Origin of the sequence: Streptococcus sp. HMSC061D10, from assembly GCF_001808865.1 — a bacterium.
Classification (GTDB): domain Bacteria; phylum Bacillota; class Bacilli; order Lactobacillales; family Streptococcaceae; genus Streptococcus.
This window is the reverse complement of record NZ_KV795018.1, coordinates 22,121-47,447: the sequence shown is the minus strand read 5'-3', so window position 1 is coordinate 47,447 and position 25,327 is coordinate 22,121. Positions and strand designations below refer to the sequence as shown.

The 25,327-nt window shown below is 39.4% G+C and carries 23 protein-coding genes and 1 tRNA gene; 21 read left to right on the top strand and 3 right to left on the bottom strand.

Annotated elements, in window-relative coordinates; all coding sequences use genetic code 11:
• From HMPREF2728_RS05890 to HMPREF2728_RS05880, 3 genes are all read left to right on the top strand, one after another.
• On the top strand, window positions 1–720 hold the full coding sequence (locus HMPREF2728_RS05890; RefSeq protein ID WP_075227331.1) for an ABC transporter permease: 720 nt from the start codon (window positions 1–3) through the stop codon (window positions 718–720).
• Between the two features lie 62 nt (window positions 721–782).
• Entirely contained in the window at window positions 783–1,469 is a 687-nt protein-coding gene (locus tag HMPREF2728_RS05885; protein WP_049528276.1) for a response regulator transcription factor, read from the top strand.
• Complete coding sequence (locus tag HMPREF2728_RS05880; RefSeq protein WP_075227330.1) at window positions 1,439–2,530, top strand: sensor histidine kinase; 1,092 nt, start codon at window positions 1,439–1,441, stop codon at window positions 2,528–2,530. The genes HMPREF2728_RS05885 and HMPREF2728_RS05880 overlap by 31 nt, the downstream gene beginning before the upstream one ends.
• A 140-nt stretch (window positions 2,531–2,670) precedes the next feature.
• Here HMPREF2728_RS05880 and yidC read toward each other — a convergent pair whose 3' ends face one another.
• Together yidC and HMPREF2728_RS05870 are read right to left on the bottom strand one after the other, a co-directional pair.
• The gene (gene yidC / locus HMPREF2728_RS05875; RefSeq protein WP_075227329.1) at window positions 2,671–3,597 is read right to left on the bottom strand and encodes a membrane protein insertase YidC; all 927 of its coding nucleotides are present in this window, start codon (window positions 3,595–3,597) and stop codon (window positions 2,671–2,673) included.
• A 77-nt stretch (window positions 3,598–3,674) separates the two neighbouring features.
• Complete coding sequence (locus HMPREF2728_RS05870; RefSeq protein WP_049502928.1) at window positions 3,675–3,953, bottom strand: acylphosphatase; 279 nt, start codon at window positions 3,951–3,953, stop codon at window positions 3,675–3,677.
• Between the two features lie 33 nt (window positions 3,954–3,986).
• Here HMPREF2728_RS05870 and HMPREF2728_RS05865 point away from each other — a divergent pair, with 33 nt between their 5' ends.
• The 11 genes from HMPREF2728_RS05865 (at window position 3,987) to HMPREF2728_RS05815 (ending at window position 13,163) form a co-directional block, all read left to right on the top strand.
• The gene (locus tag HMPREF2728_RS05865; RefSeq protein ID WP_075227328.1) at window positions 3,987–4,727 is read left to right on the top strand and encodes a TrmH family RNA methyltransferase; all 741 of its coding nucleotides are present in this window, start codon (window positions 3,987–3,989) and stop codon (window positions 4,725–4,727) included.
• 53 nt (window positions 4,728–4,780) lie between these two features.
• The gene (locus HMPREF2728_RS05860; RefSeq protein ID WP_049502926.1) at window positions 4,781–5,464 is read left to right on the top strand and encodes a Bax inhibitor-1/YccA family protein; all 684 of its coding nucleotides are present in this window, start codon (window positions 4,781–4,783) and stop codon (window positions 5,462–5,464) included.
• 96 nt (window positions 5,465–5,560) lie between these two features.
• Complete coding sequence (gene asnA / locus HMPREF2728_RS05855) at window positions 5,561–6,553, top strand: aspartate--ammonia ligase (RefSeq protein ID WP_000747986.1); 993 nt, start codon at window positions 5,561–5,563, stop codon at window positions 6,551–6,553.
• 60 nt (window positions 6,554–6,613) lie between these two features.
• Window positions 6,614–7,153: a 16S rRNA (guanine(966)-N(2))-methyltransferase RsmD gene (gene rsmD / locus HMPREF2728_RS05850; RefSeq protein WP_075227327.1), complete on the top strand. Its 540-nt coding sequence runs from the start codon at window positions 6,614–6,616 to the stop codon at window positions 7,151–7,153.
• Window positions 7,143–7,631, top strand: coding sequence for a pantetheine-phosphate adenylyltransferase (gene coaD, locus HMPREF2728_RS05845; RefSeq protein ID WP_075227326.1), 489 nt, complete (start codon window positions 7,143–7,145; stop codon window positions 7,629–7,631). Before rsmD ends, coaD begins: the two co-directional genes overlap by 11 nt.
• Window positions 7,615–8,652 (top strand): SepM family pheromone-processing serine protease, encoded by a 1,038-nt coding sequence (locus tag HMPREF2728_RS05840; RefSeq protein ID WP_075227325.1) that lies wholly within the window; start codon window positions 7,615–7,617, stop codon window positions 8,650–8,652. The genes coaD and HMPREF2728_RS05840 overlap by 17 nt, the downstream gene beginning before the upstream one ends.
• A gap of 56 nt (window positions 8,653–8,708) precedes the next feature.
• On the top strand, window positions 8,709–8,939 hold the full coding sequence (locus HMPREF2728_RS05835; protein ID WP_000615324.1) for a DUF1146 family protein: 231 nt from the start codon (window positions 8,709–8,711) through the stop codon (window positions 8,937–8,939).
• Window positions 8,940–8,964: 25 nt separating this feature from the next.
• The gene (gene murA, locus HMPREF2728_RS05830) at window positions 8,965–10,251 is read left to right on the top strand and encodes a UDP-N-acetylglucosamine 1-carboxyvinyltransferase (RefSeq protein ID WP_075227324.1); all 1,287 of its coding nucleotides are present in this window, start codon (window positions 8,965–8,967) and stop codon (window positions 10,249–10,251) included.
• Complete coding sequence (locus tag HMPREF2728_RS05825; RefSeq protein ID WP_080979309.1) at window positions 10,238–10,432, top strand: DNA-directed RNA polymerase subunit beta; 195 nt, start codon at window positions 10,238–10,240, stop codon at window positions 10,430–10,432. The genes murA and HMPREF2728_RS05825 overlap by 14 nt, the downstream gene beginning before the upstream one ends.
• A 316-nt stretch (window positions 10,433–10,748) precedes the next feature.
• Window positions 10,749–11,579, top strand: coding sequence for a DNA/RNA non-specific endonuclease (locus HMPREF2728_RS05820; protein WP_049503082.1), 831 nt, complete (start codon window positions 10,749–10,751; stop codon window positions 11,577–11,579).
• 252 nt (window positions 11,580–11,831) lie between these two features.
• Window positions 11,832–13,163 (top strand): hemolysin family protein, encoded by a 1,332-nt coding sequence (locus tag HMPREF2728_RS05815; RefSeq protein ID WP_075227323.1) that lies wholly within the window; start codon window positions 11,832–11,834, stop codon window positions 13,161–13,163.
• A gap of 86 nt (window positions 13,164–13,249) precedes the next feature.
• Here HMPREF2728_RS05815 and HMPREF2728_RS05810 read toward each other — a convergent pair.
• Window positions 13,250–13,320: transfer RNA gene (locus HMPREF2728_RS05810), tRNA-Cys, on the bottom strand.
• Window positions 13,321–13,501: 181 nt separating this feature from the next.
• On the opposite strand from HMPREF2728_RS05810, the gene HMPREF2728_RS05805 reads away from it, so the two are divergent.
• The 7 genes from HMPREF2728_RS05805 to HMPREF2728_RS05775 form a co-directional block, all read left to right on the top strand.
• Window positions 13,502–15,481 (top strand): peptide ABC transporter substrate-binding protein, encoded by a 1,980-nt coding sequence (locus tag HMPREF2728_RS05805; RefSeq protein ID WP_075227322.1) that lies wholly within the window; start codon window positions 13,502–13,504, stop codon window positions 15,479–15,481.
• A gap of 65 nt (window positions 15,482–15,546) precedes the next feature.
• Window positions 15,547–17,043 (top strand): ABC transporter permease, encoded by a 1,497-nt coding sequence (locus HMPREF2728_RS05800; RefSeq protein WP_049528232.1) that lies wholly within the window; start codon window positions 15,547–15,549, stop codon window positions 17,041–17,043.
• A complete protein-coding gene (gene oppC / locus HMPREF2728_RS05795) occupies window positions 17,043–17,969 on the top strand; it encodes an oligopeptide ABC transporter permease OppC (RefSeq protein ID WP_075227321.1) in 927 nt (308 codons plus the stop codon). The genes HMPREF2728_RS05800 and oppC overlap by 1 nt, the downstream gene beginning before the upstream one ends.
• Before the next feature lie 8 nt (window positions 17,970–17,977).
• Window positions 17,978–19,045 carry an ABC transporter ATP-binding protein gene (locus tag HMPREF2728_RS05790; RefSeq protein ID WP_049528226.1) on the top strand — a complete coding sequence of 356 codons (1,068 nt, stop codon included), beginning with the start codon at window positions 17,978–17,980 and terminating at the stop codon, window positions 19,043–19,045.
• A 10-nt stretch (window positions 19,046–19,055) separates the two neighbouring features.
• Complete coding sequence (locus HMPREF2728_RS05785) at window positions 19,056–19,982, top strand: ATP-binding cassette domain-containing protein (RefSeq protein ID WP_061863809.1); 927 nt, start codon at window positions 19,056–19,058, stop codon at window positions 19,980–19,982.
• 449 nt (window positions 19,983–20,431) lie between these two features.
• Window positions 20,432–21,415, top strand: a complete 984-nt coding sequence (locus HMPREF2728_RS05780) for an acetylxylan esterase (RefSeq protein WP_061863810.1) — start codon at window positions 20,432–20,434, stop codon at window positions 21,413–21,415.
• A 375-nt stretch (window positions 21,416–21,790) separates the two neighbouring features.
• The coding region (locus HMPREF2728_RS05775; protein ID WP_075227320.1) for an SIALI-17 repeat-containing surface protein at window positions 21,791–25,327 on the top strand (3,537 nt) is incomplete at its 3' end.

Sequence of the window (25,327 nt, the reverse complement as noted above, 5' to 3'; positions counted from 1 at the left end):
TTGAAAGATCAACTTAAAAGTGAGTATCTCAAGTTTATGATGAATCCTTGGCACTGGTTGATTATAGGTGCTCTGTTACTTTGTGTTCCGGCGATGGTTATTTTTTTAAATAGTAAGCCAGACCAGTTGACACTAGACTTTGTTTTGGAACAGCTACTGCAAAGTCTCTATCTAGGACAGGCAGGTTTCATTAGTCTAGCTGTCCTATTTATAGGTCAAGAATTTACAGGTTCTAGCCTTCGTACCAGTTTTCTTATCTGTCCAAACCGTTTGAAATTTATAATATGTAAACTAGCTATTGTGTTATGTGTGGAAATTGTATTATTGTTAGCTGTAATATCAGTATGTATACTACTTGCCCAAGTATATTACAATATCAATCTTTTGAGCAATATTAAACATGTTCTAACAATTCTATTTCCAGCTTGTATTTCTATTCTAACCTTCGCTCTTTTAAGTGGTATTTTTGTATTTATTTCCCAGTCTTTTATCTTAATTTTGGGAATAAGTTTATCCCTTTTATTGGGGTTGGGACAAATGCTACTACAATTCAGTTCTTTTTTTAGAAATTTACCATTACTAGCTAGTATGAATTGTTTTTATACCCATCCCTTGTCGCTTTATTATCCAGTGTGGCAAGGCTTAGGGATACAAATAGTTTGGTTATTAATTGTTTTTGTAGTTGCTACACTGATACTTAGAGAAAGAAATGTACGCTAAAGACAGGGGATATCCTGTCTTTTTATCAGTTAATGATATAATATAATTTAGGAGCGTGAGTTATGGCTTATAAAATTTTAGTGGTAGATGATGATCTTGCTATTCTTCGCCTAATAAAAAAGGTACTAGAGTATGAAAAGTATGAAGTAGTCATACGAAATAACATAGAAGAGATTGATCTTTGTGATTTTACAGAATTTGACTTGATTTTGTTAGATATTATGATGCCTGTTAGTGGTTTAGAAATCTGTCAGATGATTCGCGATCAGATAACTGTTCCTATCTGTTTTATAACTGCTAAGGATATGGCTGAAGATTTGGTAGCTGGAATCAATGCAGGCGCCGATGATTATATTATGAAACCTTTTAGTATGCAGGAGCTTTTAGCACGTGTTAAAATGCACCTACGTCGTGAAGAACGGACTAAAGGAACTGTTCATCAGATAAAAAGCGGGAAGCTTGTACTATATACTGATAGTAAGGAACTATTTATAAAGAATGATAAGATTGCCTTGACAAGAAGGGAATTTGATATTGTCAGCCTTCTAGCAAGTCACCCAAATAAAATATACTCAATTGAGGAAATTTATAATTATCTATATCCACAAAGTTCAGAAGCTCTTTTACGTTCGGTTTCAGAGTATATTTATCAAATCCGTCAAAAGCTGAAACCTTATCAATTAAATCCGATTAAAACCTTGTACGGTGGAGGTTATCAATGGGTAGAATCAAAAGTTTTAGACAATTAATTCGAGAAACCTGTTGGAGAATTATTTGGCAGTTTAGTCTTGGTTTATTATTAGCTTATCTTATTCCCTTAGCTTCTGTATCTATACAAATAATGGAGGATGGAAAACCTCTTAAAAATAATGATGTTCAATCAATTTTTTTCAATGTGTCATCATGGATATATATTTGTGTTTTATTGATTATTCTAATAAGTTATCACATTGGTAAATTGTTGACAAAACTGAGTTATGAAATGAATTTGATTTATGAAAAGAGTATGTGGCTAGAAAGCGAATGTACAGAAAGATTAACAGTTAAGGAATTTCGTGAGACTGGAAATCGAATTATTGTGATGCAGGATCGTATTCGACAGCTATTAGATGATGAGAAGCAACAGAAAGAAGACTTGATGTTTCAGGTTTCAGCAGTGTCTCATGATTTGAAGACACCTTTAACTATCATCAAAGGGAATGCAGAATTTTTGCACACGTCCACTAAAGATGAGCAGTCTAAAGAATGTTTAGCAGATATAGTTCATGCTAGTCAACGCTTACTTGATTATTTTAATCAGTTGATTCATTATTCTAAAACTTACTATGATGATGAGACAGGTTGGACGGAGTATTCTTCTTCAGATTTTATCAATGAATTAGAGAAAGAAGTCTCTTTTTTGATAAAAAATCAGATGAAGTTTTCTTTTGAACAAAATTTGAAAGGAACTGAAAGCTATTATATAAATCCATCTCTTCTGATTCGTGCAATACAAAATATTTTAACAAATGCTTTGGAGTATGCAGATAAACAGAATCCTAAAATTAAAATTAGGGTAGAGCAAGAGGGGAAGGAATTGAAAATAGGGATATGGAATAATGGCTCTGAATTTCCAGAGGAAGTTTTAACTAATTTTGGGAAGCTCTTTTATCGTATGGATAAAGCTAGATCGTTTAAAGAGCAACATTATGGTATTGGACTTAGTTTTGTATGTAGAGTTGCAAAACTGCACAAAGGCCGAGTTGAGCTTAGAAATAGAGACGAGGGAGCAGAAGTTTTAATGATTCTCGATTGTATTAAATCAAAGTGATTTACTTACTAATTTGTTATCATAGGATTGAAATAAATTAAGATGTGAAAGTAGATAATAAAAACGAATGAATGATATCTAGTTCATGAAAACTATTTATCATTCATTCGTTTTTTAATTATTGGATAATATACGTAGCTTTATCTAGAATGTTGTTTTCCAGCATTGCGTTTTTTGTTTTTCTTCTTGTTAGAAGTTGTGATAGCTGTTGCTGGTTCAGGGGTTACATCTTTACGAGCGCCTGAAGATTTGCTTGCTTTTGGTGGGTTCTTAGCAAATTCTTCACGTACTTTTTTACGAAGATGTGGACGAACCATGTAGTTGATGATGAATTGTTGAAGGATCATCATGAAACCACCGACAACCCAGTAAAGCGTAACGCTGGCTGGTGAGAAGACAGAGAACATGACAATCATGAGTGGACTCATGTAAATCATCTTCTTGAGTTGTTCTCTTTGAGTCTCGTCTTCAACTCCATGTAGTGAAAGGAGTGATTGGACGTAGTAGAGAACACCTGCACAGGCGATAAGAATCCAACTTGGTGAGCCTAGAGGAATTCCTAGGTAGCTTGCTTGGGCGACTCCTTCAGTATGTTGGGCAGCAAAGTAGATAGCAGAGAAGAAAGGCATTTGAATGAGGATAGGGAAACATCCCACGCCGCCAAACATGCTGATGCCGTGCTCTTTTTGAGCAGCAAAGAGAGCTTGTTGAGCTTCTAGTTTTTCTTCTTGGGTTGTTGCTTCTTTCAGGCGAGTCTGATGTGGTTCAAGGACATGCTTGAGAGCATTCATCTTTTCAGAGTGAAGCGTTGCCTTCCATGATTGGTAGATACCAAGTGGGAGGATAATCAAGCGGACGATAATGGTTACGATGATGATCCCAACACCGAAACCGAGGCCTTGATCATTGGCGAAGTATTTGATAGCTTCTCCCATTGGAGCACCCAAGAAATCCCAAACGGGACCAGTTGGGAGTCCTGTTGATTTATCAACCTGGACACAACCTGTTAAGACTAATAGCATAGCCACTCCCATAGCCGAGAGAGCGATTCGTTTAATTGATTTCACTGTTTTTATTCCTTCTTTAAAAATTATACCTTTCTATTCTACTGTTTTTTTGGGAAATATACAATAGTTCTAGAGACCTAATTTGCGACTTTGAAGTCTGAATAAGATGGAAAGTTACTCATTTGCACATCTAGGTAGGTTACTTTAGAGAATGGGGTAGGGCCTTTTCGAATCTCTTGGATAAACTTAGCCATAATGGCAGAAGACTCTGCCTGGGCCAGAATCTCAACGGTTCCGTCATCGTTATTCCAGACACGACCCGTAATGCCACCTAGTTCTAGAGCTAGGGTATAGACACCCCAGCGAAAGCCCACTCCTTGGACGCGACCTTGGGCGATCATTTTAACCTTTTGCATACCAAACCTCCTTGATTGTGTTATAATATTTCTATGACTATTATAACCTCTAAAGCCAATTCTGTGGTGAAAAATGCCAAAAAATTACATCAAAAAAAATATCGGAAAACCTCTTACTTGATTGAGGGTTGGCACTTGTTTGAAGAAGCTGTTCAAGCTGGTGCAAAGATTGAGAAAATTTTTGCCCTTGCAGAGTATGGAGATAAACTGGTAGACTATCCTCAAACTGTTTTTGTAACCGAAGAAATTCTGCTTGATTTAGCAGATTCGCAAACGCCTCAGGGCATTGTTGCTATTGTTCAAAAGGAAGAGGAGCAGTTGCCGGATTTGACTTCAGGGAAATACCTTTTCTTAGAAGATGTGCAAGATCCTGGAAATGTTGGCACAATGATCCGAACGGCGGATGCGGCAGGTTTTTCAGGAGTCGTTGTTTCCAGCAAGTCAGCAGATATTTATAGCTTGAAGACTCTCCGATCCATGCAAGGCAGTCATTTTCATTTGCCGATTTATCGCATGTCTGTTGAAACATTCGTTGAAGAGGCTAAAAAGGGCAATTTACCAATTCTAGCAACTACTTTGTCCCAAAAATCTAAAGATTATCGTGAGCTTGTTCAGCTAGAAGATTTTGCCTTGGTCATGGGGAATGAAGGTCAAGGCATTAGTCAATTCATGACAGACCAGGCAGATCAATTGGTCCACATCAGCATGAAAGGGCAAGCGGAAAGTCTCAACGTTGCCATTGCTGCAGGCATACTCATGTTTTATTTGAGTTAAAATAGTTTATTTTTGTTATAATCAGTAAAAAGATTTCATAAGGAGAAAAAGATATGAATCAAACAATTATTCAAGAACGTTCTGGCTTGAATCAATTTTATGCAAAAGTCTATGCTTTTGTAGGGATTGGGATCGCCTTATCTGCACTTGTTTCAGCCTTAATGTTAACAACCTTCCAAGACCTTCTTGTTCAGTTGATGTTTAACGCCCGCATATGGCTAATCGTAACAGGAGTAGTTGAAGTTGCTCTTGTCATTGCAGCCAGTAATATGGCTTATAAAAATAGCCCAGCAGCTCTTCCGATGTTTCTCATCTATTCAGTAGTGAACGGTTTTTCACTGAGTTTCATCGTGTCGCTCTATCTACCAGGAACGGTTCTAACGGCCTTTATTTCCAGTGCAGCTCTCTTCTTTGTCATGGCTATTATTGGAGTTGTGATTAAAAAGGACTTGAGTGGTATCGGACGTGCTTTGATTGGAGCCTTGGTAGGTCTCATCTTGGCTATGATTGTTAATGTATTCTTAAACAGTGGTCTATTCGATTACATTATCAGTATTGTCATGGTTCTTGTTTTTGCAGGTTTGATTGCTTGGGATAACCAAAAGATTCGCTATGTTTATGAAGAATCAAATGGTCAAGTCGCTACAGGTTGGGCAATTTCATTGGCGCTTAGCCTCTATCTTGACTTTATTAACCTCTTCCTCAGCTTCTTGCGTATCTTTGGAAGTGACGATTAATACTTTTAGAGCTCAAATGAGCTCTTTTTTTAATTTTTACTTTTATTTTTACTGGCAAAAGGGTATAATCATCTTATTATTCAAAAGGAGAGATGTATGAAGAAAAGTTTTATCCATCAACAGGAAGAAATTTCCTTTGTAAAAAATACCTTTACCCAGTATTTGAAAGATAAATTAGAAGTTGTAGAAGTGCAAGGACCAATCTTGAGTAAGGTTGGGGATGGGATGCAGGATAACCTTTCAGGGATTGAACATCCAGTTTCTGTTAAGGTTTTGCAAATCCCAGATGAAACCTATGAAGTGGTGCATTCCCTTGCTAAGTGGAAACGCCATACCTTGGCCCGTTTTGGTTTTGGCGAGGGTGAAGGCCTCTTTGTTCACATGAAGGCCCTTCGTCCAGACGAAGATTCGCTAGATGCGACTCACTCAGTCTATGTAGATCAGTGGGACTGGGAAAAAGTTATTCCAAACGGACAACGCAATCTAGCCTATCTTAAAGAAACAGTAGAAAAGATTTATAAGGCCATCCGTTTGACAGAGTTAGCGGTCGAAGCACGCTACGATATTGAGTCTATCTTGCCAAAACAGATTACCTTTATCCATACAGAAGAGTTGGTTGAACGTTATCCAGATTTGACTCCAAAAGAACGTGAGAATGCCATTTGTAAGGAATTTGGAGCGGTCTTCCTAATTGGTATCGGTGGAGAATTGTCAGATGGGAAACCTCATGACGGACGTGCACCAGACTATGATGACTGGACAACTGAGTCTGAAAATGGCTATCATGGCTTGAATGGGGACATCCTTGTTTGGAATGATAATTTGGGTGCAGCCTTTGAATTGTCTTCAATGGGGATTCGTGTCGATGAAGACACTCTCCGTCGCCAAGTAGCTATCACAGGAGACGAAGACCGTTTAACTTTAGAATGGCATAAGGCTCTCCTAAATGGACTTTTCCCATTGACAATCGGTGGAGGAATTGGCCAATCTCGTATGGCTATGTTCCTGCTTCGTAAGAAGCACATCGGTGAAGTCCAAACCAGTGTTTGGCCGCAAGAAGTGAGAGATACTTACGAAAATATTCTTTAATCAATCGAGCCGTAAGGTTCGATTTTCTTTTTTTGATAAGAATTTGGTATAATATACCTTATGAAAATCGTATCAGGAATCTACGGTGGGCGTCCTTTAAAGACGCTGGACGGTAAAACGACAAGGCCAACATCAGACAAGGTTAGGGGCGCTATTTTCAATATGATTGGCCCTTACTTTGAAGGCGGGCGAGTGCTAGATCTTTATGCTGGTAGTGGTGGTCTATCCATCGAGGCCGTCTCAAGAGGAATGTCCAGTGCAGTACTGGTTGAGAAGGATCGCCGAGCACAGAATATTGTGGCAGAAAATATTCGGATGACCAAGGAAACCTCTAAATTTCAATTATTGAAAATGGGATCCAGTCGCGCATTGGAGCAAGTGGATGGTGTCTTTGATCTTGTTTTTTTGGACCCTCCCTATGCAAAAGAACAAATCGTGTCCGATATTGAAAAAATGGCAGAGAGAAATCTTTTTTCAAAGGATGTCATGGTGATATGTGAGACCGATAAATCAGTAGAACTTCCAGAAGAAATTGCTTGTTTGGGTATCTGGAAGGAAAAAATATATGGGATTAGTAAGGTGACGGTTTATGTCAGATAAGATTGGGCTATTTACAGGTTCCTTTGATCCAATGACAAATGGGCATATGGATCTCATTGAGCGTGCAAGTAAGCTCTTTGATCAATTGTATGTAGGGATTTTTTATAATCCCCATAAAACGGGATTTTTATCGATAGAGAGCCGAAAGAAAACTGTTGAAAAAACAGTAGCACATCTCAACAATGTCAAAGTCATAGCTTCTCACGATGAATTAGTCGTTGATGTTGCTAGAAGATTAGGTGCAGAGATCTTAGTGCGTGGTTTACGCAATGCTACAGATCTTCAGTATGAAGCTAGTTTTGATTTTTACAACCATAAATTAGCGGGAGAAATGGAGACAATCTATCTCCACAGTCGGCCGGAGCATGTTCACATCAGCTCTTCAGCTGTGAGAGAACTATTAAAATTTGGTCAAGATATCAGTGAGTATGTACCAAATGCTGTCCTAGAGGAGTTAAACAATGAAGAAAAAAACTAGATGGCCCCTATATCTCATTATTGGGCTCATTATCACTTTTATAGCTTTTACGGTGCCCCTGCCTTATTATATCGAGGTGCCAGGAACTTCTGAAGATATTCGAAAGGTTTTACAAGTTAATAACCAACCTGACCAAGAGGAAGGTTCCTACCAATTTGTGACGGTTGGAGTTAAGCACGCCAGAATGGTTGACTTATTTTATGCTTGGCTAACTCCTTTCACGGACATACATAGTGCCAAAGAAATGACGGGTGGTTCGTCAGATGCAGAATTTATGCGAATCAACCAGTTTTACATGGAAACTTCGCAAAATATGGCCAAATATCAAGGTCTGAAGACGGCGGGTAAGGAAATTGAGCTCAAATATCTGGGTGTCTATGTTTTGACTGTAACAGATAACTCGACTTTCAAGGGAGTTCTTAATATTGCTGACACCGTAACCGCTGTGAATGGCAAGACTTTTGAGAGCTCCAAGGAGATGGTTGACTACGTTAATTCTCAAACTCTAGGTGATCAGGTTAAGGTTACTTATGAGGAGGATGGAAAAGTCAAGACTGCCGAAGGAAAGATCATTACTCTAGAAAATGGGAAAAATGGTATCGGAATAGGCTTGATTGACCGCACAGAAGTATCTAGTGATGTGCCAATCAAGTTTTCAACTGCAGGCATTGGTGGTCCTAGTGCTGGGATGATGTTTAGTCTATCCATCTATACGCAAATTGCAGATCCCACTCTTCGAAATGGACGCATCATTGCTGGTACAGGAAGTATCGACAGAGATGGGAATGTTGGTGATATTGGTGGAATTGATAAAAAGGTTGTGGCCGCAGCTAAGAAAGGAGCAACTGTATTCTTTGCTCCTAACAATCCAGTAACTGAAGAAGCTAAAAAAGCAAATCCAAATGCCAAGAGTAATTATGACACAGCTCTAGAAGCAGCTCAAATGATTAAAACAGACATGAAAATCGTTCCAGTCAAAACGCTTCAAGATGCGATTGACTATTTGAAAAACAATCCCTAAACAGTAGGCGAATCCCTAAACTAGCTTAGAAAAAAAGAAGATGGTATAATAGGCAAATGATTCAATTGTTTTTTACCCTTAGTAGTCATATGTTTTTTGTCTACCTAGTCTTTCAGCTCTTGAAAGATTTGGTCAGATGGGATCAAATTTTGAAGGTGACAAAGGATAATGCGAAGAAGGTTCGACTCTTGGTAGTATTGTGTAGTATCGGTTTAGGATATCTGATTAGTTCCTTTTTCCTAAATCTCTACCAACTTTGGCAAGAAGCAGTTAGAACACTATTCTAAAATTGTAAGTGAAGGAAAATACTCTATGGAAAAAATTGTAGTTCAAGGTGGCGATAATCGTTTGGTTGGAAGTGTCACCATCGAGGGCGCAAAAAATGCAGTTTTGCCACTGCTTGCAGCAACTATTTTAGCAAGTGAAGGAAAAACAGTCTTAAAAAATGTTCCTATTTTATCGGATGTTTTTACCATGAATCAGGTGGTTCGTGGATTAAATGCGAAAGTAGACTTTGATCAAGAAGCACATATTGTTGAAGTTGATGCGACTGGAGATATCACAGAAGAAGCTCCCTATAAGTATGTCAGTAAGATGCGAGCTTCTATTGTAGTATTGGGGCCGATCTTGGCTCGTGTGGGACATGCTAAAGTTTCGATGCCAGGTGGCTGTACCATCGGTAGTCGTCCGATAGACCTTCACCTAAAAGGACTCGAAGCAATGGGGGCTGAGATCACCCAAACAGCAGGTTATATTGAAGCTAAGGCAGAACGCTTGCACGGAGCTCACATTTACATGGACTTCCCTAGTGTTGGAGCTACTCAAAACTTGATGATGGCGGCAACTCTTGCTAACGGCGTTACAGTCATTGAAAATGCTGCGCGTGAACCTGAGATTGTCGACTTGGCTGTTCTCCTAAATAAAATGGGTGCCAAAGTCAAGGGGGCAGGAACAGAAACTATTACCATTACTGGTGTTGAGCAACTACACGGTGCAACCCACAATGTTGTGCAAGACCGTATTGAAGCAGGGACCTTCATGGTAGCAGCTGCCATTACAGGTGGAGATGTCTTGGTTCTGGATGCTATCTGGGAACATAATCGCCCCTTGATTGCTAAATTACAGGAAATGGGTGTTGAAGTCATCGATGAGGACGAAGGAATTCGTATTCGTTCTCAACGTGAAAAATTAAAGGCTGTTCATGTTAAGACACTTCCACATCCAGGATTTCCGACAGATATGCAAGCGCAGTTTACTGCTCTAATGACCGTTGCTCAAGGTGAGTCAACTATGGTAGAGACTGTATTTGAGAATCGTTTTCAACATTTAGAGGAAATGCGTCGTATGGGTTTGCACTCTGAAATCATCCGTGATACAGCCCGTATTATCGGCGGACAACGACTCCAAGGTGCAGAAGTTCTATCGACAGACTTACGTGCCAGTGCAGCCTTGATTTTGACAGGCTTGGTAGCTGAAGGCGAAACAGTTGTAGGAAAGCTTGTCCATCTAGATAGAGGTTACTACCGTTTTCATGAAAAATTAGCCCAGTTAGGAGCTAAGATTGAACGGGTAAGTGTGGAAGCTGATGAAGATGAATAAACGATCCAAATATGTCTTACGTCGCTTTATCCTAGTAATTGTAGTATTACTACTAGGATTCTTAGCTCTTGCTATTGGTTTGATGATTGGCTATGGTATTCTAGGAAAAGGTCAAGATCCTTGGGCTATTTTAGCACCAGCAAAATGGCAAGAACTCATCGCAAAATTTACAGGAAAATAGAGAGTGGGACAGAAATCGGTAATTCGTTAGAATTCGATTTCGTCGTCCCACCTCCGCACAGTTGAGTAGGGCTGTAAAAGCTGATGAAATCAGCGTAGTAGAGCCCACTCAACCACTGCGTCTTGCTCGACAATCCAAAGACAATTGAGAGACTAGGACTTTTGTCCCAGCTTTTTTCTAGAAATTGAATGTAATACTCTGAAAATCAAAGAGCAAACTAGGAAGCTAGCCGCAGGCTGCTCAAAACACTGTTTTGAGGTTGCAGATGGAAGCTGACGTGGTTTGAAGAGATTTTTGAAGAGTACAAGGAGAAAATATGAATAAAAAAACAAGGCAGGCTCTAATTGGCCTCTTGCTCTTTTTGCTCTTGTCAGCAGGAAGCTACTATATTAAACAAATGCAGTCTTCCAACACTGCACCACAAACACGAGTAAAACAAAAATCACAGTCGTCTGATACTCCAAGTCAAGAACTGGCTGAAAGTGTACTGACCGATTCAGTTAAAAAACAAATTAAGGGCACTCTAGAGTGGAATAGCGCAGGAGCCTTTATCGTCAATAACAATAAAACCAATCTAGACGCCAAGGTTTCAAGTAAACCCTATGCGGATAATAAAACAAAGACTGTAGGAGGAGAGACAGTTCCCACAGTAGCGAATGCAATCATGTCAAAAGCGACCAGACAGTACAAGGACCGTGAAGAAACTGGCAATGGTTCAACATCTTGGACGCCTGCGGGTTGGCATCAGGTTAAGAATCTAAAGGGAAGTTACAACCATGCGGTCGATAGAGGGCATTTGTTGGGCTATGCCTTAATCGGTGGTTTAGATGGCTTTGATGCTTCTACTAGCAATCCTAAAAACATTGCCGTACAGACAGCTTGGGCCAACCAAGCGCGTGCAGAAGATTCGACAGGTCAAAACTACTATGAGAGCTTGGTTCGAAAAGCCCTAGATCAGAATAAACGAGTGCGTTACCGTGTGACGTTGCTCTATGCGACTGAGGAAGACTTGGTGCCGTCCGCATCGCAGATTGAAGCCAAGTCCTCTGATGGGGAGCTGGAGTTTAATGTCGTTATTCCAAATGTCCAAAAGGGAATTCAGTTAGATTACCGAACTGGTGAGGTCACAGTCACAAAAAATAGCTAATTGATCAAGAGGTTGAGGAAAAATCCCAACCTCGTTTTTTATTAGTCATGAACTGTAGAAACGATTGCTTGTTTTTTGCACTTCTGATTTTAAAGAGCTTTTTTAAAGATTCACAAGGCTTGAACTAGGGCGTCGAGACTTGGATTGCGGCTCTCTATTCAGCGCCCCTTTATCATAGAAATTGAAAATTAATGTGTAAAAATTGGAAAATATGGTATAATGGTTTCAATTATACTTTTTAGGAGAAGGAAAATGGAAGACCCGAGCAGTCAGGATTTGTTACTGCAATTTGTTTTATTAGTTGTTTTGACCTTTTTAAATGCCTTTTTCTCTGCAACAGAAATGGCCATGGTTTCACTTAGTCGTTCACGTGTTGAGCAAAAAGCTGAAGAGGGAGATAAACGCTATATCCGTTTACTAAAGGTACTTGAAAACCCCAATCACTTTTTATCAACCATTCAAGTTGGTATCACCTTAATTACGATCTTGTCAGGGGCTAAACTAGCAGATTCACTTGGAGAGTTGATCGCCTCTTGGATGGGAAATAGCGAAACTGCCTATGCGGTAGCTAGCTTCTTATCATTAGCTTTCTTGACCTATATTTCTATTGTTTTTGGTGAGCTTTATCCTAAGCGAATTGCTCTAAATCTTAAGGATGCCTTGGCTATCCGAACAGTACCGTTTATTATTGCTCTTGGTAAGATTGTGAGTCCCTTCGTTTGGATGCTCTCAGCATCAACTAATCTCTTGAGTCAATTGACACCGATGACATTTGACGATGCAGATGAAAAAATGACTCGTGATGAGATTGAGTACATGTTGTCTAAGAGTGAAGAAACCTTGGATGCTGATGAAATTGAAATGTTACAAGGGATTTTCTCGCTAGACGAGCTCATGGCACGTGAAGTCATGGTTCCTCGAACCGATGCTTTCATGGTAAATATTCAGGATGACACTCAAACCATTATCCAAAGTATCTTAAAACAGAATTTTTCTCGGATTCCTGTTTATGATGGGGATAAGGACAATGTTATTGGATTGATTCATACTAAGAGTCTCCTTAAAGAAGCCTTTGATAGCGGGTTTGACAATATTGTCTGGAAGCGAATCTTACAAGATCCACTCTTTGTACCTGAAACTATTTTTGTGGATGATTTATTAAAAGAGTTTAGAAATACTCAAAGACAGATGGCTATCCTTCTGGATGAGTATGGAGGTATGGCTGGTCTAGTTACGCTGGAGGATCTCCTTGAGGAGATTGTCGGTGAAATTGATGATGAAACTGACCGAGCTGAAGTTTATGTTCATACAATTGGCGAAGATACCTATATCGTCCAAGGGACAATGAATTTAAATGACTTTAATGCTTACTTTGATGTTGAACTTGAAAGTGATGATGTAGATACAATCGCTGGTTACTATTTGACCGGTGTGGGAACTATTCCAACATCAGAAAAACTTAGCTATGAGTTAGAAAGTAGCAATAAGCATATCACCCTAACTAATGATAAGGTCAAAAATGGACGTGTAACCAAGCTTAAGGTTCAAATTCAAGAACTTGAATCAGAAGAAGAAACAGAATAAAACAAAAGCTTTATCAGAGCAGAACTGATAAAGCTTTTCTAGTAGTTAAAAGAAAAAGACTCCTGTAGGAGTCTTTGATAATATAGAGGCGGTAGACGGATTTGAACCGACGATCAAGCTTTTGCAGAGCCGTGCCTTACCACTTGGCTATACCGCCTTGACTTTTATTATTATACCTTTTAAATTAAATCTCGTCAATAGTTTCTTTTCTGAAAATGTAAGTTTTCCTGCTTTCAAAAGGCATGCGACAAAATATTCTGAAAATTCGTTTACTTTTGAAAGGGAGTGTGGTATAATTAACAGTATCTCATTAATTTTAATAGAGGAGTTAACTAAACATGAAAAAAATTCGGATTTTTGCGGTAGCAGGGGTTGCCCTACTCGCAACAGGCGTTCTCGCAGCTTGTGGTTCTTCAAAATCATCAAATGCTGAAGCACCAAAAGCCTATGGCTATACTTATACTGCTGACCCAGAAACATTGGACTACCTTATCTCTGGGAAACAAAGTACTAAAGTTGCCACTTCAAACGGTATCGATGGACTCTTTACAAATGATAAGTATGGTAACCTTACTCCTGCAGTCGCTGAAGACTGGTCAGTGTCTCAAGATGGATTAACATACACTTATAAGATTCGTAAAGGTGTAAAATGGTTAACATCTGATGGTGAAGAATATGCAGAAGTAACTGCAAATGACTTTGTTACAGGTTTGAAACACGCAGCCGACAATAAATCAGCCGCTCTTTACCTAGCACAAAATTCTGTTAAAGGATTGGCTGACTATGTATCAGGGAACAATACAGACTTCTCTGCTGTAGGTGTAAAAGCTGTTGATGATTACACTCTTCAATACACTTTGAACCAACCAGAACCATACTGGAATTCTAAATTGTCTTACGCAATCTTCTGGCCTTTGAACGCAGAGTTTGAAAAATCAAAAGGTAAAGACTTTGGTAAGGCGACAGATCCAACATCATTGCTTTACAATGGTCCATTCTTGCTTAAGGGATTGACAGCTAAGTCTTCTATCGAATTTGCAAAGAATGATCAGTATTGGGATAAGGACAATGTTCACATCGATACTGTAACACTTTCTTACTATGATGGTTCAGACCAAGAGTCACTTGAGCGTAACTTTACAAATGGTGCATACAGTTATGCCCGTCTCTTCCCTACTAGCTCAAACTATTCTAAGGTAGCAGAAACATATAAAGACAATATTTACTATACTCCACAAGGAGCTGGTATTGCTGGTTTGGGTGTTAATATTGACCGTCAAAGCTATAAGTACACATCAAAAACAACTGACGAAGAAAAAACATCTACTAAGAAAGCCCTTCTTAATAAAGATTTCCGTCAAGCTTTGAACTTTGCTTTTGATCGTACTGCTTATTCAGCTCAGCTAAATGGTAAGGATGGAGCAGCCCTTGCTGTCCGTAACCTCTTCGTAAAACCAGAATTTGTTTCAGCAGGTGAAAAAACATTTGGTGACTTGGTCACTGAGAAAGTTGTTTCTTATGGTGATGAGTGGAAAGATGTAAACTTTGCGGATGGCCAAGATGGTCTTTACAATGCTGATAAAGCTAAAGCAGAACTAGCTAAAGCTAAAAAAGACCTTGAAGCAGATGGTGTGAAATTCCCAATCCACTTGGATATTCCAGTTGACCAAACATCTAAAAACTATATCGCTCGTATCCAATCATTCAAACAATCTGTTGAAACCGCTTTGGGTACAGATAATGTAGTTATCGATATCCAACAAATCACTACGGATGAATTACACAATATCACGTACTACGCTGCTAGTGCGGCAGCAGAAGATTGGGACCTTTCAGGTGCTGTTGGATGGAATCCAGACTATGATGATCCATCGACTTACCTTGATATCTTGAAATCAACTAATAGTGAAACAACTAAGACCTACATGGGCTATGACAATCCATCAAACCCAGCGGTTGCTCAAGTTGGTTTGAAAGATTACGACAAATTAGTTGATGATGCAGCTAGTGAAACAAGTGACCTTAACAAACGTTATGAGAAATATGCAGCAGCTCAAGCTTGGTTGACAGATAGCTCACTCTTCCTTCCAGCTATGTCATCTTCAGGAGCAGCACCAGTTATTTCTCGTGTAGTACCATTCTCAGCCTCTTACACTCAATCTGGTGATAAAGGTTCAGATGTATACTTCAAGTACCTTAAATTGCAAGCTAACACTGTAACAACAAAAGAGTACAAGGAAGCTCGTGAAAAATGGCTCAAAGAAAAAGCTGAATCAAACGAAAAAGCTCAAAAAGAGTTAGCGAGTCATGTGAAATAAATAATGCTCATCAGAACTTTCTCTCCTAAAGGAGAAGGTTCTTTTGGGATTTTAAAGGAAATAATATGAAAAAATATGTTTTTATGCGTATCTTGCGGTCGTTGGTTTCTATTTTCTTAGTAACGACCTTGATTTACACAATCATCTATACGATGGTTCCACGGAAGTTGATCTTCAAACAAGATACTAACTACAATAAAATTGCGACAACGGCTGATAAACGAGATAACTATGAAAATACTGTCTTTGAGCGTATGGGTTATATCGAATATTACGATACGAAAGAGTTGCAGGAAAAAGCTAGTAGCATTGACTCTTCTGTTACAGTAGATGCAAATGATACAAATAAAGCAATCTATGAAAAATATATCCAACAACTTGGGAATGGTTGGACTCTAGGTGAGTTTACAGAGAGTGGACAATTCTACGCTACACGTGAAATTCCTATTTTTGAACGTGTGTTCAAATTCTATGCAAACTTGCTTGATATTGACCATACAAACAAGATTCAAGACCCAGAAAATCCAAACTTAGAGCGTTATTTGCGCTTTGAGAATGACCCTGCGATCGGTTGGTCTCTTGTGGGTTCAGGTACTAAACATAAATACCTCTTGTACTTCAATAGTCAGTTCCCATTTGTTCACCAAAACTTTGTCAACTTGAACCTAGGAGATTCTTATCCAACTTATGCCAATACTCCTGTTCTTCAAGTTATTACACAAGGACAAGGACAAACCAAGACTTCTGAAGTTCAATTCCCAACTGGTAAGAAAACATCATCAGTTAATATTTACTCAAGAACTTATAAATCTCCGAGTCAAGCTGATGCTCGTGAAGTAGCGAACTACGGTAAAGATGATCCTTATACAGCTACTGAGAGCAACTATCAGTACCCATCTATGATTGCAAGTTCTGCTATCACTGGTTTGATTGGTCTTTCGATTTCATACGCGATTGCGATTCCTCTTGGTTCAGCAATGGCTCGTTTCAAAAACACTTGGATTGATAGTTTCGCTACAGGGACTCTAACTTTCTTGTTGGCTCTTCCAACGATTGCCCTAGTCTATATTATTCGTTTGATTGGTTCTTCAATCGGCTTCCCAGATTCATTCCCAATCTTGGGTGCTGGTGATTGGCGTTCTTATGTCCTTCCTGCTGTGATTTTGGGCTTGTTAGGAGCACCTACTATGGCAATTTGGATTCGCCGTTATATGATTGACTTGCAATCACAAGATTTCGTTCGTTTTGCTCGTGCAAAAGGTTTGTCTGAGAAAGAGATTTCTGATAAGCATATCTTTAAAAATGCTATGGTACCACTTGTTTCTGGTATTCCAGGTGCTATCATTGGTGTTATTGGTGGAGCAACTCTTACAGAAACAGTCTTCGCCTTCCCAGGTATGGGTAAAATGTTGATCGACTCTGTAAAGGCTTCAAACAATAATATGGTAGTTGGTCTTGTCTTTATCTTCACTTGTGTCTCAATCTTCTCAAACCTTATTGGTGATATTTGGATGACGATTATTGACCCACGTATTAAATTGACAGAGAAAGGAGGCAAATAATGTCTACAATTAGTAATGAAAAATTTCAGTTTGTAAAACGTGATGATTATGCCTCTGAAGCAATTGATGCTCCTGCCTACTCATACTGGGGTTCTGTCTTTAGACAGTTTTTGAAGAATAAATCAACAGTAATCATGCTAGGTATCTTGATTGCAATTGTTTTGATGAGTTTCATTTACCCAATGTTTTCTGATTTTGACTTTAATGATGTAAGTAAGGTAAACGATTTTAGCGCTCGTTACATTAAGCCAAATGCTGAATATTGGTTTGGAACAGACAGTAATGGTAAATCTCTCTTTGATGGTGTCTGGTTTGGGGCTCGTAACTCTATCTTGATTTCGGTTATTGCTACCTTTGTTAACCTTTTTATCGGTGTTGTCATTGGTGGACTTTGGGGGATCTCAAAATCAGTTGACCGTATCATGATGGAAGTCTACAACGTTATCAACAATATTCCATCACTTTTGATCGTTATTGTTTTGACTTACTCTATCGGGGCAGGTTTCTGGAACTTGATCTTTGCCATGAGTGTAACCACTTGGATTGGTGTTGCCCATTCAATTCGTATCCAAATGTTACGTTACCGTGATTTAGAGTACAACCTTGCTTCACGTACCTTGGGAACACCAAGTTATAAGATTATTGTGAAAAACATTATGCCCCAATTGGTATCTGTTATTGTTACGAGTACGTCGCAAATGCTTCCAGCCTTTATCTCATATGAGGCTTTCCTATCATTCTTTGGACTTGGCTTGCCCATCACAGTACCAAGTTTGGGACGTTTGATTTCAGATTATTCTCAGAACGTAACAACCAATGCATATCTCTTCTGGATTCCATTGACAACTTTGGTCTTGGTATCCTTGTCCCTTTTCGTAGTAGGTCAAAACCTAGCGGATGCTAGTGATCCACGTACACATAGATAGGAGTAGACATGATAAAAGGAAAAAATGTAATTTTGACTGCTCAAGATATTGTCGTGGAATTTGATGTTCGTGACAAGATTTTGACAGCTATTCGAGGTGTCTCCATCGATTTGATTGAGGGAGAGGTCCTCGCCTTAGTTGGGGAGTCAGGTTCAGGTAAATCAGTTTTGACAAAAACATTCACAGGAATGTTGGAAGAAAATGGTCGTATTGCACAAGGTAGTATTAATTACCGTGGACAAGATTTGACAGCCTTATCTTCTCATAAAGAATGGGAAAGTATTCGTGGTGCGAAGATTGCAACTATCTTCCAAGATCCGATGACCAGTCTAGACCCAATCAAGACAATCGGAAGTCAAATCACAGAAGTTATTGTTAAACACCAAGGCAAGACTGCTCAAGAAGCTAAAGAGATGGCTATTGACTATATGAATAAAGTTGGTATTCCAGATTCTGAGAAACGTTTTGACGAGTATCCATTCCAATATTCAGGGGGAATGCGTCAACGTATTGTTATCGCGATTGCTCTTGCCTGTCGTCCAGACATTCTTATCTGTGATGAGCCGACAACAGCTCTTGACGTGACCATTCAGGCACAGATTATTGATTTGTTGAAGTCACTTCAACACGAATACCACTTTACAACAATCTTTATCACCCACGACCTAGGTGTTGTAGCAAGTATCGCTGATAAAGTTGCAGTTATGTATGCTGGTGAAATCGTCGAGTATGGTACTGTTGAAGAAATCTTCTACGACCCACGTCATCCATATACATGGAGCCTCTTGTCAAGCTTGCCTCAACTTGCGGATGACAAAGGTGAATTGTACTCAATCCCTGGGACACCTCCATCGCTTTATACTGAATTGAAGGGAGATGCTTTTGCTCTTCGTTCAGATTATGCTATGAAGATTGACTTCGAGGAAAAAGCACCTCAGTTTGCAGTATCTGATACTCATTGGGCTAAGACATGGTTGCTTCATGAACAAGCTCCAAAAGTTGAAAAACCATCGGTGATTGCAGATTTACACGACAAGATTCGTGAAAAGATGGGCTTTACACATCTTGAGGACTAGGAGGAAGGAAATGTCTGAAAAATTAGTAGAAATTAAAGACTTAGAAATTTCCTTCGGTGAAGGAAGCAAAAAGTTTGTCGCTGTTAAAAATGCGAACTTCTTTATCAACAAAGGAGAAACTTTCTCACTTGTTGGAGAGTCTGGTAGTGGTAAGACAACAATTGGTCGTGCTATTATCGGTCTTAATGATACTAGCAAAGGTGATATCATCTTTGAAGGTAAAAAAATTAATGGTAAAAAATCACGTGAAGAAGCTTCGGAATTAATCCGTCGTATTCAAATGATTTTCCAAGACCCTGCTGCAAGTTTGAATGAACGTGCAACGGTTGACTATATCATTTCTGAAGGTCTTTATAACTATCATTTGTTTAAAGATGAAGAAGAAAGAAAAGAAAAAGTTCAAAATATCATTCGTGAAGTGGGACTTTTGGCTGAACACTTGACACGTTATCCACATGAGTTTTCAGGTGGTCAACGTCAACGTATTGGGATTGCCCGTGCCTTGGTTATGCAACCTGACTTCGTTATTGCGGATGAGCCAATTTCAGCCTTGGACGTTTCAGTACGTGCCCAAGTTTTGAACTTGCTCAAGAAATTCCAAAAAGAATTAGGATTGACTTATCTCTTTATCGCCCACGATTTGTCAGTAGTTCGTTTCATTTCTGATCGTATTGCGGTAATTTATAAGGGTGTTATTGTTGAAGTGGCTGAAACTGAAGAATTGTTTAATAATCCAGTTCATCCATACACGCAAGCACTTCTATCAGCTGTTCCTATTCCAGACCCAATCTTGGAACGTAAAAAAGTTTTGAAAGTCTATGATCCAGATCAACATGACTATGAAACTGATAAACCTTCTATGGTAGAAATTCGTCCAGGTCACTATGTTTGGGCAAACCAAGCAGAGTTGGAACGCTATAAAAAAGATTTGAAATAAGAAAGAGTTTTGTAATCTTGGTAGAACAATTCTATTAAGATTATGAAACTTTTTTATTTTTTGTAGAAAACTAGTTTAAAGATAGACAACTATATACCCGAAAACATGCTAATACTCGATGAAAATCAAAGAGCAAACTAAGAAGCTAGCCGCAGGTTGCTCAAAGCACGGCTTTGAGGTTGCAGATAAAGCTGACGTAGTTTGAAGAGATTTTCGAAGAGTATAAGATAAGACTAGTCTTCAATGACTCTTGGAGGAGAGACCAAAGAAGCTGTTATTCTTTGAAAGTGTATTGAATTTATACAGAATGGAATGGATAAAACTACTTTCAGATAAGCTTTTATGAATCTTCAAAATTAAAATCACTTTCTATTTAAAATATCAGTCTTGCATTGCCTTCCTTTATGTGCTAGAGTTATGGTAACGGTTACAAAATTAAGGAGGGTTTTATGAGAAATCCAGCACTAATAGAAGAAATGAAAACTTACAGAGGGCGAGATGAAGTTCCGCAAGACTTTGACGATTTTTGGGATGGGGAGATTGAGAAGGTTTCGGTCTTGCCAGATTACCAATTAGAGGAACGTGATTTTCGTATTCCAAATGTGAAGTGTTATGAGCTAACTTTTAAAGGTACACGTGATGGGCTCGTTTATGCGAGAGTGGTCTTACCAAAATCAGAAAAGAAAGTACCTGTCATTTTCCACTTCCATGGCTATATGGGACGTTGTTGGGATTGGACAGATATGTTGGCCTTTACAGTCGCTGGTTATGGTGTTGTATCTATGGATGTCCGTGGTCAGTCTGGTTACTCACAAGATGGCTTGCGCTCACCTCTCGGAAATACAGTTAAGGGCCAAATCATTCGTGGTGCAGTAGAAGGAAAAGAGCAACTCTTCTATAAGGATGTTTATCTTGATATTTATCAATTAGTTGAGATTGTAGCTAGTTTCCCACAAGTGGATGAAGGCCAATTAGCAAGCTATGGAGCTTCTCAAGGAGGAGCGCTGGCTCTGGTGGCTGCGGGGTTAAATCCACGGATTAAGCGAACCGTAGCTATTTATCCATTCTTGTCAGACTTTAGACGAGTGATAGAGATTGGAAATACTAGCGAAGCCTATGATGAGCTCTTTCGTTACTTTAAGTTCCATGATCCATTCCATGAGACAGAAGAGCAGATTATGGAAACACTTAGCTATATCGATGTAAAAAATCTTGCCCATCGTATTAAGGGGGAAGTTCGGATGATTACTGGACTTGATGACGATGTCTGCTATCCAATCACTCAGTTTGCTATTTACAACCGTTTGACTTGTGAAAAGAGTTATCGTATCATGCCTGAATATGCTCATGAAGCCATGAATGTTCATGTCAATGATCAAGTTTACAACTGGTTGTGTGGTAGTGAGATCCCCTTTACCTATCTTGGTCACTAAAAATTGAAAAAAAGCTCTGTAGTTTCGAATGAACTACAGGCTTTTCTTTATGTGACCCAACCCAGATAATGAGAAAGTAGTTTCAGGTGGTTTGAAACTTCTAAATATCTTTGAAAGTATAATCTATTATAGATTATAAAGTCTAAAATTTAGAATATTTATTATATAATATGATTAAGATAAAAAGTGAAAGGAGTATAGCTAGTTGCGAATCTTTTAACTTGGAATTTATAAAAGCGCAACAGCATTTCATTTACAAAGAATGGCAATTTCATTCAATAATACAGTTTCTTATTTGCAGCTAGTCTGAAAGGCTAAAAATTTTAAGCAAAAAAGAAAGCGCTTTATTTTTTAAAAAATAACGGAAGGGAACACATGAATCAGAGAGATTTTGATAGAAAACAGAGATATGGAATTCGGAAATTTGCAGTTGGAGCAGCTTCAGTAGTGATTGGAGCGGTTGTTTTTGGTGCTACACCGGCTTTGGCTCAAGAGGCACCATCAACGAATGGTGAAACAGCGGGGCAATCTTTGCCAGAATTGCCTAAGGAAGTAGAGACAGGAAGTCTAGCTAATTTAGATAAGGAGCTTGCAGGCCAAGTAACCACAGTAAATAATAGTGGAACAGAAGTGAGCCGTGAAGAGTTGCAAGCAAACCCAGCGTCTGAAAAACCAACCGGAACAGAAACATCAAACGAAACTCCAGCTACAGAGAGTAAAGACGAAGAAGAAGTTGGAAACATTCCGCGTGACTTTTATGCAAGAGAGTTGGAAAATGCCAATACTGTTATAGAGAAAGAAGATGTTGAAACCAATCCTTCAAACGGTCAAAGAGTTGACATGAAGGAGGAGCTCGACAAGCTTAAAAAACTTCAAAATGCGACCATTCATATGGAGTTTAAGCCAGATGCATCTGCTCCACGTTTTTACAACCTCTTCTCAGTTTCTAGTGATACCAAAGTAAATGAGTATTTCACTATGGCCATCCTTGATAACACAGCTATCGTTGAAGGTCGTGATGCAAATGGAAACCAATTCTATGGTGATTATAAAACTGCTCCTTTGAAAATTAAGCCAGGTGAGTGGAACTCTGTAACCTTTACAGTTGAAAGACCAAATGCAGACCAACCAAAAGGTCAGGTTCGCGTCTATGTAAATGGTGTCTTGTCGCGCACAAGTCCTCAGTCTGGTCGCTTCATCCAAGACATGCCAGATGTTAATCATGTACAAATCGGTACCACAAAACGTACAGGTAAAAACTTCTGGGGTGCTAATCTTAAAGTCCGTAATCTAACGGTTTATGACCGTGCTCTTTCTCAAGAAGAAGTTAAAAAACGTAGCCAACTTTTTGAAAGAGGAGAGTTAGAGAAGAAACTTCCTGAAGGAGCAGAAGTTACTGATAAACTGGATGTTTTTGAAGGTGGTGAGAACCGTAAGCCAAATAAAGATGGTATCGCAAGCTACCGCATTCCAGCCCTGCTGAAAACGGATAAAGGAACCTTGATTGCTGGTGCAGATGAGAGACGCTTGCATCACTCTGACTGGGGCGATATCGGTATGGTTGTTCGTCGTAGTGATGATAAGGGTAAAACATGGGGAGATAGAATTGTCATCTCAAATCCTCGTGATAATGAGAATGCCAGAAGAGCTCATGCGGGATCACCAGTCAACATTGACATGGCTCTAGTCCAAGATCCGAAAACTAAGCGAATCTTCTCTATTTTTGATATGTTCGTAGAAGGTGAAGCTGTCAGAGATTTACCAGGAAAAGCACCACAAGCCTATGAGCAAATTGGTGACAAGGTTTACCAAGTTCTGTACAAAAAAGGTGAAGCAGGACGTTATACAATCCGTGAAAAAGGTGAAGTCTTTGACCCTGAAAATAGAAAGACAGAATACCGTGTTGTAGTTGATCCTAAGAAACCAGCCTATAGTGATAAGGGTGATTTGTATAAAGGTGAAGAACTGATTGGTAATGTCTACTTCGATTATAGCGACAAGAATATCTTTAGAGTTTCAAACACCAACTATCTCTGGATGTCTTATAGTGATGACGATGGAAAAACTTGGTCTGCACCAAAAGATATTACATACGGTATTCGTAAGGACTGGATGCATTTCTTAGGAACAGGACCTGGTACAGGTATTGCCTTGCACTCAGGACCTCATAAAGGGCGTCTGGTTATCCCTGCCTACACTACAAATAACGTATCCTACCTAAGTGGTTCTCAGTCTTCACGCGTCATTTACTCAGATGACCATGGTGAAACTTGGCATGCTGGTGAAGCGGTCAATGATAACCGTCCAGTAGGTAACCAAACAATTCATTCTTCAACTATGAATAATCCAGGTGCTCAAAATACTGAGTCAACTGTTGTTCAGTTGAATAATGGGGATCTCAAACTCTTCATGCGTGGATTGACAGGGGATTTGCAAGTTGCAACGAGTAAAGACGGTGGAGCAACTTGGGAAAAAGATGTAAAACGCTATTCAGATGTCAAAGATGTCTACGTTCAAATGTCTGCCATTCATACGGTACAAGATGGTAAGGAATATATCATCCTCAGTAATGCAGGTGGGCCAGGACGTTACAATGGTCTGGTGCACTTAGCGCGTGTGGAAGCCAATGGAGACCTAACTTGGCTCAAGCACAATCCAATTCAAAGTGGTAAATTTGCTTATAACTCATTGCAAGATCTTGGGAATGGCGAATTTGGCTTGCTTTATGAGCATGCAACTGCCACTCAAAATGAATACACCTTGTCTTATAAGAAATTCAACTGGGATTTCTTAAGCAAGGATAGAATTGCTCCAACAAAAGCAACTGTGAAAAATGCTGTGGAGATGAGCAAAAATGTCATTGCTTTAGAATTTGATTCAGAAGTATTGGTGAATCAACCACCAGTTCTTAAATTGGCAAATGGTAGCTTTGCTGCTTTCTTGACGCAATACGATACCAAAACATTGTTATTTGCAGTAAACAAGGAAGATATTGGTCAAGAAATTAAAGAAATCATTGATGGTGCAATTGAGAGCATGCATAATTTGCCTGTAAGTCTTGAAGGTGCAGGAGTCCCTGGTGGTAAAAATGGAGCAAAAGCAGAAATCCATGAAGTCCCAGAATTTACAGGTGCAGTCAATGGTGAAGAAGGTGCCGTTCATGAGGCTCCAGCCTTTGATGGTGGCGTCAACGGTGAGGAAGCAGCCGTTCATGATGTACCAGCCTTTGAAGGTGGTGTGAACGGCGAAGAAGCCGCAGTTCATGAAGTTCCAGAAATAGAGATTGAAGAAAATCCACCAGGAACTATTAACGAAGTTCCAGCCTTCGAAGGTGGGGTTAATGGTGCCGAAGCAGCCGTTCATGATGTTCCAGCCTTTGAAGGTGGTGTGAACGGTGAGGAAGCCGCGGTCCATGAAGTTCCAGAAGGTAGTCTAGTAGAAAGCTCAAAAGGAGAGTCTGCCGTTCATGAAGTACCAGCCTTTGAAGGTAGCGTCAATGGTGAGGAAGGAGCTAAAGCAGAAAGTACAGAGTTCGAAGGCGGTGTTAATGCAGTAGAATCTGCTAAGTTAGAAGCGCCAGAGTATACAGGTGGTGTTAATGGAGTAGAATCTGCTAAGTTAGAAGTCCCAGAGTACACAGGTAGCGTCAATGGAGTAGAATCCGCTAAGTTAGAAATCCCAGAATACACAGGTAGCGTCAATGGAGTAGAATCTGCTAAGTTAGAAATCCCAGAGTACACAGGTGGCGTCAATGGAGTAGAGGCCGCTAAGTTAGAAGCGCCAGAATATACAGGTGGTGTCAATGCAGTAGAATCTGCTAAGTTAGATTCTCCAGAATACACAGGTGGCGTCAATGGTGAGGAAGGAGCTAAGGCAGAAGTTCCAGAGTATACAGGTGGTGTTAATGGAGTA